Source organism: Pseudomonas sp. UMAB-40 (assembly GCF_900095275.1).
Taxonomy (GTDB): domain Bacteria; phylum Pseudomonadota; class Gammaproteobacteria; order Pseudomonadales; family Pseudomonadaceae; genus Aquipseudomonas; species Aquipseudomonas mandelii_B.
Genome location: NZ_LT607567.1, coordinates 160,555 through 175,354 on the forward strand (window position 1 = coordinate 160,555; position 14,800 = coordinate 175,354).

Sequence of the window (14,800 nt, forward strand, 5' to 3'; positions counted from 1 at the left end):
GCTCAAGGAATGAACATGTCTGTTGCTATTGAAAAACAACTTAACGAAAGCCTGCGGGATGCGCAGCTGGGGCTTTATCTGTCTGCGATTGCTCCGCAAGACCAGACGCTGAAAACCTTGAAGATCGAAAAGCACCTCAAGACGGCCGATGACCTTTACCACTATTGGTTGCTCGATGTACTGGTCAGCCAGGACGTGCCAACCAGCCCGGTGGCCTGTGCCATTGCCAGCCTTCAGCAATACATCAACAGCATTCTGGCCAACATGGAACCGGGCTATCACACCGCGCAGATTCCAGCCGACCAGGTCGACACCTGGCGCACCGTCATGCATCACTACCAGCCGTGGGCGGCCAATCAGCGCCTTTATTACTTCCCGGCAACCTACCTTGATCCAACGTTGCGCAAGACCCGAACCGACAGCTTCGAGCAACTGGAAAACGACCTCAACCGCAACCAGCTCACGGCCGAGTCCGTGGACACGGCGGTGCTGGCCTATCTGAACAGACTGGAGGAAGTGGCCAACCTGCAAATCGTCAACGGCTACATCGACGGCAACGATTTCGCCAACAGCACTTATTACTTCATTGCCAAGGCCCGTGCAGCCAATACGTGGTATTGGCGCTCGCTGGACATGGCCTGTCGCCCCTTCGTGCCCGGTTCCCGGACGGCCCAATACGATGCGCCGGAACCGCAAGCGTGGTCTGACTGGCACCGCATCAACCTGCCGGTTTCAGACAGCGCCATTGAACACACCATTCGCCCGGTCATGTTCAACAAGCGCTTGTATGTGATCTGGGCGGAATGCGTCTTTCAGGATCAGGCGAGCAACGAAGACAACCAGCAAAAAACCTTTCCTTTGTTTCGTCTGAACCTGTGTTTCAAAAAGTATGACGGGAGCTGGAGTACGCCGCAGACCTGTGTGCAAGGGTACTGTTCGACCGGAACAACCGCTGGCATGCCCCTGCAGAAATTGAAGGCATACACACGAACCATTGCTACCAGCGATCAATCCTCTTCCTCGCTCTGCATCGCATTACACCTTGGCGAGTTTGAACGTGAAGATGTGAGTCTTCCCTTTTTCGATTTCTGCCTGTGGGCCTCTATCGATAAAGATGCATTGATTACGTCAAAAGTAATTCCACGTAGCAAATTGGACCTCGATCACGACGGCACCCTTCTCAAGCTTCTCGAATGCTGGCCTTATTCCAAGGAAAAAATGCTGCAGTTCAGGTACGCATCTGGCTCGCCGACAGCACCCAGCATTAAACCCGGCCAGGGCAACACATCAGGTGCCAGCGAATTCATCGAATTTCCGGCGTCCGAAAAGCGCCAACCCATCCGAATGAACATCACCTTCGCCAGACACCTGATCGAGCGGGCAGAAGACAGCATGGACACCTTGCTGAGCTGGTCCTCCCAGCACCTGCAAGAGCCACCCATCGAGAGCGGTAAATCACCTGAGCAACTGGACTTCTACGGCGCCTACGGCCGCTATTTCGTCGAGTTGTTTCTTTACTTGCCCTGGCTGGTGGCACACCGCTTTAACCAGGAGCGCCAATACGGTGAAGCCGAACGCTGGTTGCAGTACCTGTTCAATCCCGCCCGAAAAGCCGTCCGTGACAGCAACCCTGACTACTGGAACGCGGTGCCCCTGATCACCGGCACTCCCAGGCCCGGCCAACCCAGCTACGCGCTCCAGGGACCACAAGATCCGCACCAGATTGCCCTGAGTCATCCCGTGCACTTTCGCAAAGCCCTGTACATGCTCTACCTCGATATTCTGCTCAATCGCGGCGACACCGCGTACCGCCAGTTGTCCCCCGACAGCCTGACCGACGCGAAGCTCTGGTACCTGCGCGCCCAGGATCTGTTGGGCCCGCGACCGGATATCAGGCAAACCGATCTATGGGCCCCACTCACGTTGAAAGCATTTAGCGAGGAGCCCAATGCACAACTGCGTGCGTTTGAGAAAAAACTGGGGGAAGACGGCAAGCACCTACCGACAACGACAGACCCGCAGCGGGCCCCTCAAGTGTGTGTTCGCCCTTACGTCCACTCACATTCTGCTCACGCGATCGACGCAGCGCATTCACGCTTGCCCTTCAACCCTGTGCTGCTCCCACGCTGGGAAAAACTCGAAAGCCGCCTGCACAACCTCCGGCATAACCTCGACATTGTGGGTCGCCCCCTGAGGATTGCGCTCTTCGCATCGCCCGCTGTTGCAAACAAACACCTCGGCGCCAATCCTTCTCGCGCTGCGGAGCCCGGCCTGGCCCAACGTCTGGGCACGGAGATCCCGCCTTACCGTTTCAGTGCCCTGCATGCCCATGCCATGAACGCGGTAGACACCGTGATTCAGTTCGGCGAAACGCTGATGTCGTTCATCGAACGCAGCGAGCAGGCCAGCTATCAGGAACTTCAGCAACAGCACCTCTGGGACATCGCCACCGTGGCGGTCGACCTGCAGACCCAGGCGCTGAAGATCGATCAGAAAACCCGCGAAGCGTTATTGGCCAGTAAAGCCATCGTCGAAAACCGCCGTGATGACTTCAGCCAGCGAGTCAACGAAGTCGTCAACCAGGAAGAAGTGACGGCCGCCGCGTTCCATCTGGAGGGGCGCATCGCTGAAGCCGGCGCCCATGCGGCTCATGCCGGCGGTCAGGGCTTGAAAGTGGTGCCCAACATAGTTGGCCTGGCAACGGGTGGGGCTCGCCTGGAGGGCGGCGAGCTCGCGATGATGGCCATGCAACAAGGGGTTGCAACCGCAGCCTACGGCGCGGGCGAAGCCCTGGAGCGTGCCGCACAGTATCGACGCCGCCATCAGGATTGGACCCTCGCCCGCGACCAGGCAACACTCGAAATCGCCCAGATTGATGCACAACTGGCCGTGGAAGTTGAACGAGAGACCGCTTCACGCCTGCTGCTGCAACAGACGCAGACGTCGCTGGCTCAAGCCCGGGCTTCCTACGATTTTCTTAGCCAACGCTTCACCAACTCACAGCTGTACCAGTGGTTCACCCACCAACTCTCCAGCTTCTACTACCAGGTGTATGACTCGACGTTCTCCCTGTGCCAGTTCACCGAACGGAGCTGGCGCTACGAGACGGCCGACGTCACCACCCAACCGTTCTTCCAGAACCAGAGCTGGAACAGCACCTACCGTGGGCTCGGCCCTGGCGAGCGCATGAAGCTGGCCTTGATGAGGATGAAAAATGCCTGGTTGCTGGGTAACGAGCGTGAACTTGAAATCCGCAAGACCGTGTCGTTACGCCAGCTCCACCCGAAGGAAAACATCACCGTTCCGCCTGCGCAATCGATCAACAAACCCTGGGACGATGCGCTCGCAGCCGACAACACGACCATCAAAGGAATGAAGGCCACCTTGCTGGAGACGGGCTCATGCGAGTTTGAATTGACGACGGGCCTGTTTGAAAACGATTACCCGGGGCATTGCCTGCGCCGGATCAAGCGCATCAGCATTTCCCTGCCGGCCATCCTCGGCCCTTATGACGATATCCGTGCCACGCTGACCCAGACCGACAGCGAAGTGGTCATGCCCGGTGCCGACAAGACGGCGATGAAAAGCCTGCGGGCCAATCAGCAAATCGCCCTGTCGACGGGCATCGACGATAGCGGCCTGTTCACCCTGACTTTCCAGGACGAGCGCTACCTGCCGTTTGAATACACCGGTGCGATATCCAAGTGGCAGTTGTCATTCCCCCATCATGCTGCTCAGAAAAGCATGCTCGAATCCCTGACCGATATCATCGTGCACGTGCAGTACACGGCCAGGGTACATGGAGGTGCGCAATGAGCGAACACGCCGCCCTCCCTGTCACCCCTCCGACCTTGCCCAAGGGCGGAGGGGCGATTCAAGGCATCGGTAACGGCCTGGGTGCTATCGGTTCAAGCGGGACCGCTTCCTGCGAGATTGCTTTGCCCGTTTCACCCGGTCGCGGATACGCTCCGGCGCTTGCCTTGCGTTACAGCAGCACTCAAGGCAACGGGGTTTTCGGACTGGGTTGGAAACTCACACTGCCGATCATTTCACGACGCACTCAGCTGGGCGCTCCGGCCTACACCCGTGATGATTTACTCCTCGGCCCTGACGGCGAGGTCCTTATGCCTGAACGGAACCGGACAACCGGCGCAATCCAGTCCCGCCAAGCACTGTGCAGCGACGGCACACAGCAGGTGGTACACACGGTCGTGCGTTATCGCCCGCGCATTGAATCCGCTTTCAATCAGATTGAGCATTGGTCCAGCGCAAAAGACGAACCGGGCTTCTGGCTGATCCATAACGCCGACGGCAGCCAACATCTGTTCGGAAAAACGCCATCGGCACGTCGCGCGGATCCCGATGCGCTCTCGCGTGTGGGCGAGTGGCTGCTTGAAGAGAGCGTGAACCCTCATGGCGAGCATATTGTGTATGAGTACAACGCCGACCCGGCCTCGACGCCGGGCCCTGCCGACAGCCGTGCCCAGCGTTACCTTGAGCGAGTGAGCTACGGCAATTTTGAAGCTGAGGCTCAGTTGTACCTATGCAAAGTCGGCGGAATCAAGGATGTACGTTGGCACTTCGAGTTGCTTTTCGACTACGGCGAACGCAGCACCGCACTGAATGAAAAACCGACGTATCGGGCAACAAAAACATCGCCGGTTCGTAGCGATCCGTTTTCGGATTTCGCCTATGGGTTTGAACTCAGCACACGACGTTTATGCCAACAGATCCTGATGTTTCATCACTTCCCCGACGAATCCTCCATGGGGTCCGAACCGGTGCTGGTTCGCCGCACCTTGATCGAGTATCAGACCCGCCCCCCTTCCTATAGCTGCCTGAGCGCAGCGCTGAACCAGGCTTACGGCGAAAGCACCGATGAACTTCATCCGCCCCTCGAATTCACCTACACCGACTTCACACTAGAACCTGACATTCAGCGCTTCAAACCGTTCGAGGCGCTGTCCGGGCTCAATCACCAGCAGCGCTTTCAGTTCGTCGACCTGCTGGGGGAAGGACTGCCCGGCGTGCTGCACCGTACTGACAAAAGCTGGCGCTATAGCCAGCCGATACGCGATGACGACGGCGGAGATCGTGTCACGTACAAGGCGTTGAGCGATTTGCCGCAAATCCCGTCAGCCGACAGCCGCAGCCCCGTCCGCCAGTGCCTAGGCAACCTCAATGCAGACGGTCGCCCGGACTGGATCCTGGCACAACCGGGGCTCAGTGGTTTCTTCACATTGAAACCCAACGGCACCTGGTCGAACTTCACCGCGCTTGACGCCGTTCCGACCGAGTTCTTCCATCCTCAAGGGCAACTGGCCAATCTGATGGGCGCCGGGCTCAACGATCTGGTGATGCTTGGCCCGCGCAGTGTTCGCCTGTATGCCAACCGCAAAGGCGCGGGCTTCGCCGGTGCAACCGAAGTCGACCGCGCGGATGATGAGGATGATCTGCCCCTGCCCGGCAACTTATCCAGTGAACTGGTGGCCTTCAGCGACATTCTGGGCAGCGGGCAACAGCAGCTGGTGCGTATCCGCCGTACCGAAGTGAAATGCTGGCCCAACCTCGGTCGCGGGCGCTTCGGCAAAGGTCGGGTGATCGCCACACCGGAACTGTCATTGGAAGCATTCGATGCATCACGTCTTCTGCTGGCCGATCTGGACGGTTCGGGAAGCGCCGACCTTATTTATCTGGAACCCCACTGCGCGCGCATTTTCATGAATTTGTGCGGCAATGGTCTGAGCCCGGCGTTCGACGTGCCATGGCCCGCAGGATTGCGCTATGACCGCTTCTGCCAGGTCAGCGCCACCGACCTGCAAGGACTCGGTTGTTCCAGTCTGGTTTTCAGCGCACCCGGGGCAACGCCACAGCATTGGCGATGCGATTTCGTCAGCACCAAACCCTATTTGCTGCAATCGACCAACAACAACATGGGCGCTGCCGGCAACCTCAAATACCGCAGTTCGGCACAAGAGTGGCTGGACGAAAAAAAGCAGCTACGCAAAAACAAAAAACCGGCGGTTTCACGCTTGCCGTTTCCGTTGTTTCTGGTCAAACAGCAGACTCGACTCGACGAAATCACCGGGAATCGCCTGATCCAGACATTCAAGTATCGGCGCGGTTTCTACGACGGGACCGAACGCGAATTCCGGGGCTTCGGCCTGATCGTGCAAACCGACATGGGCAGTGATAAAGCGAGCAGTCCGCAGACCGCACCGACACTGACCAAAACCTGGTTCCACGTCGGCAACGACGTTGATCCCGTTATCCATGATCGAGATTTCAGCGACGAAAAAGCGGTGCCGCTCAAAGAAACCCTGCAGAACGCCCGACGGCGCGAAATCGCCCGGGCGCTGAACGGACGTGTCTTGCGGGTGGAAGTTTACGGCCAGGATCAGGGAGACCTGGCAAAGTTTCCGTATTCGGTGCAACACCATCGCTACAAGGTCAATGAACTCAAGGGCATGGGCAGGCACAGCCCTTATTCGATCCTGCACCCGGTGTTGGTGGAGTCGATTCACTATCAGTACGAGCGCTTCCCGCAAGACCCGCATTGCACCCACACCGTCAATCTGAACTGGGACGCTTACGGTTACCTGACTCACCATCTGGAGATCAGCTACGCCCGGCGCACCACAGCGGACGATGCCTGTCCCTTCACCGATTCCTGGGAGAAAAAATGCTGGGGCGATGCCCATGACGAGGCCCAACAGTTCTATTACGTGACCGAACATAAAGCCCAATTCATCCACATCAACACCCCGCAGAATAGGCGCCTGGGCCTGCCTTATCTGCAACGGAGCAATGCGTTGAAACTGCCGAAAGCACCGCTGGCCGATGGCTTGGCGCCTGCGGCCATCAACCATGAGGCGCTGCTGATACTGAGCGCGTCGGCGGCATGGAAAGCCCGACAGGTCATGACCGGGCTGTCTCTTCAACGGTATAGAAAACCGGATGCCAGTGGTCCCTTTACGGATGGGCAGGCCAGCATCGAAGCGTTGCTCGATCACACGGAAACAGCCGAACTCAATGAGTTGGCGCTGGACGTTTACGGCTTACTCAAATCGCAGGATGCGTCCTTTGATTTGCCTCAACGCCTGGAACTCGCCGGCTATAAAAAAATGCCCATCGCCTTACCCTGCGACGCAGAGTGGGACAAGCAGGACAAACTCTGGTCGGTACGACGCGACTTCGTGACGTACAAAAAGCTGGAGGGATTTTTCAAACCCGTGAGCGTTAAACAGAGCTCGCAACAGGGGCCAACCACCTTTACCCATGACCCTTATTTCTGCCTGACCACTGGCCTCAAGCTGCCGGACAACTGCACGACCACCGCCTCCAACATTGACTACCGACTGCTCCAGCCCACTCGCATCACCGACACCAATAGCATTGTTCAGGAAGCGTCGTTCGATGCATTCGGACAGGTTCACGCCATCAGCCATTTCAAAAGCAACGCCGATGGCACCATCGGGTTCGCGCCGCTCTCACGTTATATCCGTCGCTATCACGGCCGGCCTGACCTCGCTATCGACAACCCGGAGCAGGCACTACAGCAAGTCGCCAGCGCCTATTTCTATGATGCGTTCAGCTGGATGGGACAGGTGGCGCTCACAACCCAGCAGGAACAGGACGAGTGCAAAGAGGCTGTTGCGAAAGGGGATCTGCTGCCCGGTGGGCAAATCCGCGCCAGCACCCGCGCGCGTCTGGCCCGTCGCGGCAGAAAAAAAACACCTTATGAACAAGCACTCCAGACGAAGATCGACAGCGCGCAGCGCGAACCGGTTCACTGCGCCACCTTGCAGTCGGATCGATACCCCGACGATTCTGAAAACACGCAGATCCGCATCGTTGTCGCTAGTTGGGATGGCTTTGGCCGGTCATTGCAAAGCAAACAGAAAGCCGGGCAAGGAACAGCTTTAGCGGTCGACGAAGACGGCACATTGAAGTGGGCAGACGACAAACCGCAGGAGCACGAAGTCAACCTTCGCTGGCGTGTCAGCGAGCGCATCGAATACGACAACAAGGGCCTGGTGACACGAACCTATCGGCCGTACTTCAGTGACCGGCACCGCTACATCAATGACGAATCCCTGCGTAAATCGAGTCTCTGTGATCAGTATTTCCATGACCCCTTGGGTCGACTCATTCGCGTCATCAATGCCAAGGGAGACGAACGCCGTCACACCTGGCATCCCTGGTACACCATCACCGAAGACGAAAACGACACCCAGCCCGACCTGCCGGTTCAAGGAGGTGCGCAATGAGCGTCAATGTTCATCGCCACACCCCGACCCTGAATGTTGTCGACGGCCGTGGACTGGCGCTGCGCGAAGTCCGCTATCTGTGCAATGAATCGCTCACCACGCCAGAAGCCCATATAACCCGTTACCGGCATGACATCAGCGGACAGGCCGTTGAGCACTACTCGCCCACTGCGACGGTCGGCTTGAGCACCGCAGACTCAAGGCAAGTCAGCAGCCTGTCGGGGGCTACGCTGCTGGTCGACAGCCTCGATGCTGGCCGGCGCCTGACGTTTTGGGGCGAGGCCGGCCAGGCGCTGGACACGTGGGACTCGCGCGGCAGCCATTGGCAAACCGACTATGACAACCAGCTCCGCCCACTGGCGATCCACGAAAAGTCCGCCGGACAATCCCGTCAGGTCATCGAACGTTTCACCTATGCCGGCAGCTCAACCAACGATGCGCAAACCAACCGCTGTGGACGGCTGATTCGCCGCGATGATCCGGCAGGCAGCGTGCTTTTTTCAGGGTATGACCTGACAGGAAAACTGCTCGGCCAAATACGCCATCTGCTGAACGATCAGCACGCCGCGCACTGGCCGGAAGATCTCGAAGACCGCAAGGGTCTGCTCGAAAGCGGCACCGGCCATACCACCACTTGGCGCTATGCGCCGACCGGCGAAGTCCTCGAACAAACGGACGCCAGAGGGCATACGCAACGCTTCGGGTTCGATGTCGCCGGTCAGCTGGACAATGTCACCCTGCAACTCAGTGGCACGACGCAACAGAGGCTGATTTTCGATCAAGTCCGCTACAACGCGCTGGGTCAGATCGAATCGCAGGTGCTGGGCGGCAAGATCACCAGCGCGGCGGTTTACGCGCCTGAAAACGGCCGCATGATTCAGCGAAGCATTTCGCGCGCAAACACTCATATTCTTCAGAAACTGCAGTACGCCTACGATGCTGTCGGCAATGTGCTGAGTGTCGAAGATCACAGCAAACCCGAGCAGCACAATTCCAATCAACGCGTCGTACCCGTCAGCACATATGGCTACGACAGCCTGTATCAACTGGTCAAAGCGACGGGCCGGGAAGAGCAGGCAGCAAGCAGCCGCGCGGCGCTTCCCGAATGGTTATCAAGCCCGGCCGATCGCAGTCGACTGCTCAATTTCACCCAGCATTACACCTACGATGAACGCGGCAACCTGACTAAATTGCAGCATCAGCGCGAAGGCAACAACTACACCCGCGAACTGCGTATCGCCCCCGACAGCAATCGTGGGTTGTCATGGAAAACAGGTGATCCACCCCCCGACTTTGCAACCGGCTTCGATGCCAACGGCAATCTGCAAGCCCTGCAAAGCGGGCAACCGTTGCTGTGGAACGCGCGCAACCAATTGCAAAGCGTGACCCTGGTGGAGCGTGCAGCGCAGGAGGCCGATACGGAAAGTTACCTCTACGACGGCAGCGGCCAGCGCGTGCGCAAACGGCAAACCCAAAAGGCCCACGCACTCACCCGTTGCCGCGACGTCGTGTATTTGCCCGGCCTGGAGATCCGGGAAAGCACCTCGGAAACACTCGAGGTCATCACGGTTCAGGCGGGCCACTGCAACGTTCAGTGCCTGCACTGGAGCCTGGGAACCCCTTCGGCCATCACCAACAACGCGTTGCGCTTCGGTTTCGATGATCACTTGGGTTCCAACACAATTGAGCTGGATGCCGAAGGCCAGCTGATCAGCGAGGAAGGTTACTACCCCTTTGGCGGCACGGCGTGGAGAGCGGCGCGCAACGTGCTGGAAGCGAACTACCGAACCCTTCGCTACTCGGGCAAGGAGCGTGACGCCAGCGGACTGTATTACTACGGCCAGCGGTATTACGCGCCCTGGTTGCAACGATGGATCAGCCCGGACCCGGCGGGCACGGCTGACGGGTTGAACCTGTATTGCATGGCCGGGAACAACCCGGTGCGATTTGCCGATTCGCGGGGGCTGGTGCGCGATGACCTGGTCAACGTCCCCACAGTGCTCGATTACTACGACCGGTTTTCCCTGAACACCGTTTCGATGACAGACGCCCCAAGGCTATTGGCAGAAGCAAAGGACGAAAAACTGGCCGCGCTGAAAGCTCAATTTCCCAAGCGGACGAATCCCCTGACACTCAAGGAAATCGCCGGGATCGAAGCCAGCCATCCAGCCTTCAAGGCCTATACGAAAAAGAAACTCAACGAGTACACCGCACACGCGGCGGTCACGACGGCAGACGGAAGTTTTTCGTCCTGGGAGCATTTCAACTTCCCTGAACAGCTGGGGGACCGGCCCTATCCCGGGGTCACCCTCTATCGCAATCCCTTCCCCTCATCAAGCGAGCCGGGGGACCTGGGCATCTTTGAAATCACCCGACCAGAGGCCTACATGGCTCAAGTCGGACGCGATTACACCAATCGCAATGACGTATCGCTCCACCCGGCGCTGGCCAGGGACATCCGCGACCATTTAGGTCACTCCGGACATGTATTCCCCATTCAGTCGGGCACCCCTGGGCGTCATGCAGAAGTGCGGAGCAGGAACGCGTTGCTCCACAGTCCCTTGAGTGCAAGCGTCCCGCTTGAAAACATCTTTGTGATGACTCAACGGCTCAAGGGCGTTGCCGACTCCCGGCAAGCCACCGACTTCCCCACCTGCATGAACTGCAACGCCTTGATCCCAAGGAACATCAACATCCCCACCGGCCGTTTGGAGCCCATGGACTACGCCGCGCATATGCAATCGATGCGTTCCTCCAGAACCCACTACCAACGCGCCGCCAACCCGTAAGCCGTGCTGTTTTACAGGCAGATCGCGTTGGTAAACACCAACCGGTTGCCGAACGGATCACTGATGGTCATGTCCTGGCTTCCCCAGGGCATGGCCTGGATCTGTGGGTGCGAAAACGGGTATTGCTTGGCCAGCAGTTGCTGCTGGAACACCTCGAGTTCGTCGGTCTCGATCCGCAGGGCCGAGCCCGGCGTGCTATCGCCATGGTGTTCGGACAGGTGCAGCACGCATTCGCCACGGGAGACTTGCAGGTACAGCGGGAAATTCGGCTCAAAGCGATGCTGCCAGTCGACCGTGAACCCCAGGAAGTCGACGTAGAACTCCAATACCTTGGTCTCGTCGAAAATCCGCAGGATCGGGGTGGTTTTGCCGAAGCTCATTGGGTTGCTCCCTGACTGAAAAGACACCCATTGAAGTTGGGCTGGATGTCAGCGCTTCGGCTTGGTGATGGCTTTCTTTAATTGCAATATGCCACCACTGTGACGGACTCCTCGGAATCTTTACTGAAACCCGTCACGCAAATCCCCTTCCCGCGCCAGAAACCGCCCTTCCCGTTTCCCGTTCGCCTGGCCGTCGCTGTAACTCAATACGCCGTTGACCCATACACCTTCAATCCCCTCGGCCGCCCGTTGCGGATCGTTGAAGTCCGCCACGTCGCGAATGGTCACTGGATTGAACAACACCAGGTCCGCCCAATGCCCTTCACGAATCTCCCCCCTTTCCTTCAAGCCAAAACGCGCCGCCGACAGCCCGGTCATTTTGTGTACGGCGGTGTGCAGCGGAAACAAGCCAACGTCGCGACTGAAATGTCCTAGCACCCGTGGGAAAGCGCCCCACAAGCGCGGATGCGGGAATGGGTCTTCCGGCAATCCGTCAGACCCGACCATCGACAAGGGATGGGCGAGGATTCTTCGCACATCGGCCTCGTCCATGCCGTAGTACACCGCACCGGCCGGTTGCAGTCGGCGGGCAGCGTCAAGCAAAGGCACGTTCCATTCGGCGGCGATGTCCATCAAGTCGCGGCCGCCCAGTTCCGGGTGCGGCGTGGACCAGGTGATGGTGATGCGATGGGCGTCGGTGACTTGCTTGAGGTCCAGGGTCGAAGAACTCGCCGCGTAGGGATAACAATCGCAGCCCACCGGATGAGTTTTCGCCGCTTCCTCAAGCGAGGCCAGCAGCTGCGGACTACGCCCCCAGTTACCGGCCCCCGCGCACTTGAGATGGGAAATGATCACCGGGGATTTCGCATGCCGGCCGATCTGGAATGCCTCGGCCATGGCCTCCAGCACCGGCTCGAATTCGCTGCGCAAATGGGTGGTGTACACCGCGCCGAACGCCGTCAGTTCTTCGGTCAATTGCATCACTTCGTCGGTGGACGCCGAGAACGCACTGGCATAGGCCAGGCCAGTGGATAACCCCAAGGCGCCGGCCTCAAGACTTTCACGCAACTGCTTGCGCATCGCGCTGATTTCATCCGCCGTAGCGGTGCGAAACAGGTCGTCGAGATGGTTGCTGCGCAGCGCGGTGTGGCCCACCAATGCGGCGACGTTCAGCGTGGTGTTCGCCGCTTCGACCGCTGCGCGGTAATCGCTGAACGTCGGATACACAAAAGCTGCCGAGGTGCCGAGCAGGTTCATCGGGTCCGGCGGATCGCCGCGCAGGCTCACCGGTGACGCGCTGATCCCGCAGTTGCCGACAATCACCGTGGTCACGCCCTGGCTGAGTTTGGGCAACATCTGCGGTTGGCGGATCACCACCGTGTCGTCGTGGGTGTGTACGTCGATAAAACCGGGCGCCAGCACGCGGCCGGCGGCGTCGATTTCTTCGTGGGCGCTGGCCTCGTGCAAGTCACCGATGCGCGCGATGCGGCCGTTCAGAATCGCCACATCGGCGGGGTAACCGGGGCTGTTGCTGCCGTCGATGATCAGGGCGTTACGGATCAGCGTGTCGTACATCATGTCAGTCTCCCAGCGGCAAGTGATCGTCGCCGCCGCGGTAATCGTCGAGGGCGAGTTTGATCCGCCGCAGACGTTCTTGATTGTTTTCAGGATTGGCCAGCGCGAGCTCGGTGGCAAGCACGTCGATGGCCAGCAGCATGCCGTAGCGCGCCGCCGTGGGTTTGTAGATGAACGAGGTCTCGACGCCTTGCAACGGCAGCAGCACATCGGCCAATTGCGCCAGCGGTGAATCGGCGCGGGTGATGGCGATAATCCGTGCGCCATAGTTTCGCGCCAGTTCGACGGCTTCGATCAGTTCGGGGGTGATGCCGGTCAGCGAGCAGGCGATGACGGCGCGTTCGGCATCGAGGCTGGCCGCGGTGACGCGCATCATCACCGGGTCGTGGCACGCCGCAATCGGGTAGCCGAAGCGCACCAGGCGCACTTGCAGTTCATCGCTGCACAAGGTCGAGCAACCGCCCATGCCGAACGCATGAATCATCCGCGCCTTGCCCAGCAGTTTCACCGCATCGGCGAACCGCGATTCGTCGAACGCCGACAGATGCTGACGCAAGGTCGACTCGATATCGCCGACGATCTGCCCGTAAAACGCCGACTGGTCGGGCGTGCCCGCCGGGTCGAGGAAACGGCTGCCGACGCCGCTGGCCTGGGCCAGTTGCAGGCGCAGATCGCGCAAGTCACGACAGCCCACCGTGCGGGCAAACCGCGACAACGTGGCGGTGCTGACCTCCGCCCTCTGCGCCAGCTCATCGAGGCTGGCGGCGGAAGCAAAGCCGACGTCGTCGAGCATCAACCGCGCGATGCGCCCTTCGCCGGCGCTGAAGGAATCCTGGCGGGCGCGGATCTGGTAGAGGATGTCCATGGCAGGCGGCTCCGGTTAAATCAGGTAAGAAAGACCCACCGTCAGCGCGAAAGCCACCACCGAAATAATGGTCTCGAGCACGGTCCAGGTCTTGAAGGTCTGGGCAACGGTCATGTTGAAGTATTCCTTGATCAACCAGAAGCCGCCGTCGTTGACGTGGGAAAAGATAACTGACCCGGCACCGGTCGCCAGCACCAGCAACTCCGGGTGTGGGTATCCCAGACCGATGGCTACCGGCGCGACGATGCCCGAAGCGGTGGTCATGGCCACGGTGGCGGAGCCAGTGGCGATCCTCATCAACGCCGCAAACAGCCAACCCATGATCAGCGGCGACAGGTGAAATTCGTGGGCCAGGCTGACGATCTGATCGGTGACCCCAGCATCCACCAGAATCCGGTTCAAGCCACCGCCGGCGCCGACCAGCAAGGTAATGCTGGCGGTGGGCGCCAGGCATTCGTTGGTGAATTTGAGGATCGATTCACGGTTAAAGCCCTGGGCGATGCCGAGGGTCCAGAAACTCAGCAGCGTCGCCAGTAGCAGCGCAATCACCGAGTTGCCGATGAACAGCAGGAACTGGTTGAAACCGCTGCCCGGCGTGGAAATCAGGTTGGCCCAGCCACCGATCAGCATCAGCACCACCGGCAACAGAATGGTCGCCATGGTGATGCCGAACCCCGGCAGGCTGTCGCGCGGTTCGCGGTCGAGGAACTGGCGTTCCAGCGGGTTTTCCGCCGGCAGTTGAATGCGCGGCACGATGAACTTGGCGTACAGCGGACCGGCGATGATCGCCGTTGGAATACCGATCAGGATCGCGTACATCAAGGTCTGCCCGACCGACGCCCCATACACCTGCACCGCCAGCATCGCCGCAGGGTGCGGCGGCACCAGCGCATGCACCACCGACAGCCCGGCGACCATCGG

Annotated in this window: 7 protein-coding genes; 3 read left to right on the forward strand and 4 right to left on the reverse strand. The window is 59.4% G+C overall.

The window, feature by feature from the left end:
• Positions 1–15 precede the first annotated feature (15 nt).
• The 3 genes from K0F88_RS22930 to K0F88_RS22940 are packed head-to-tail and all read left to right on the forward strand — an operon-like array spanning position 16 to position 11,059.
• Complete coding sequence (locus tag K0F88_RS22930; protein WP_219096624.1) at positions 16–3,816, forward strand: neuraminidase-like domain-containing protein; 3,801 nt, start codon at positions 16–18, stop codon at positions 3,814–3,816.
• Positions 3,813–8,270: a SpvB/TcaC N-terminal domain-containing protein gene (locus K0F88_RS22935; protein WP_219096625.1), complete on the forward strand. Its 4,458-nt coding sequence runs from the start codon at positions 3,813–3,815 to the stop codon at positions 8,268–8,270. The genes K0F88_RS22930 and K0F88_RS22935 overlap by 4 nt, the downstream gene beginning before the upstream one ends.
• Positions 8,267–11,059 carry an RHS repeat-associated core domain-containing protein gene (locus K0F88_RS22940; protein ID WP_219096626.1) on the forward strand — a complete coding sequence of 931 codons (2,793 nt, stop codon included), beginning with the start codon at positions 8,267–8,269 and terminating at the stop codon, positions 11,057–11,059. The genes K0F88_RS22935 and K0F88_RS22940 overlap by 4 nt, the downstream gene beginning before the upstream one ends.
• Before the next feature lie 11 nt (positions 11,060–11,070).
• On the opposite strand, the gene K0F88_RS22945 is transcribed toward K0F88_RS22940, so the two are convergent.
• From K0F88_RS22945 to K0F88_RS22960, 4 genes are all read right to left on the reverse strand, one after another.
• Positions 11,071–11,439 (reverse strand): glyoxalase superfamily protein, encoded by a 369-nt coding sequence (locus K0F88_RS22945; RefSeq protein WP_219096627.1) that lies wholly within the window; start codon positions 11,437–11,439, stop codon positions 11,071–11,073.
• 120 nt (positions 11,440–11,559) lie between these two features.
• Positions 11,560–13,017, reverse strand: coding sequence for an amidohydrolase family protein (locus K0F88_RS22950; protein ID WP_219096628.1), 1,458 nt, complete (start codon positions 13,015–13,017; stop codon positions 11,560–11,562).
• Position 13,018: 1 nt separating this feature from the next.
• Entirely contained in the window at positions 13,019–13,879 is an 861-nt protein-coding gene (locus K0F88_RS22955; protein ID WP_219096629.1) for a MurR/RpiR family transcriptional regulator, read from the reverse strand.
• Positions 13,880–13,894: 15 nt separating this feature from the next.
• Positions 13,895–14,800 (reverse strand): gluconate:H+ symporter (locus K0F88_RS22960; RefSeq protein ID WP_219096630.1); only part of this gene is annotated, 906 nt, incomplete at its 5' end.

Excerpts from the sequence above, each read along its gene's own strand:
- K0F88_RS22930 (WP_219096624.1), top strand. The coding sequence starts at position 16 with ATGTCTGTTGCTATTGAAAAACAACTTAACGAAAGCCTGCGGGATGCG.
- K0F88_RS22950 (WP_219096628.1), bottom strand. The coding sequence starts at position 13,017 with ATGATGTACGACACGCTGATCCGTAACGCCCTGATCATCGACGGCAGC.
- K0F88_RS22935 (WP_219096625.1), top strand. The coding sequence starts at position 3,813 with ATGAGCGAACACGCCGCCCTCCCTGTCACCCCTCCGACCTTGCCCAAG.
- K0F88_RS22955 (WP_219096629.1), bottom strand. The coding sequence starts at position 13,879 with ATGGACATCCTCTACCAGATCCGCGCCCGCCAGGATTCCTTCAGCGCC.
- K0F88_RS22940 (WP_219096626.1), top strand. The coding sequence starts at position 8,267 with ATGAGCGTCAATGTTCATCGCCACACCCCGACCCTGAATGTTGTCGAC.
- K0F88_RS22945 (WP_219096627.1), bottom strand. The coding sequence starts at position 11,439 with ATGAGCTTCGGCAAAACCACCCCGATCCTGCGGATTTTCGACGAGACC.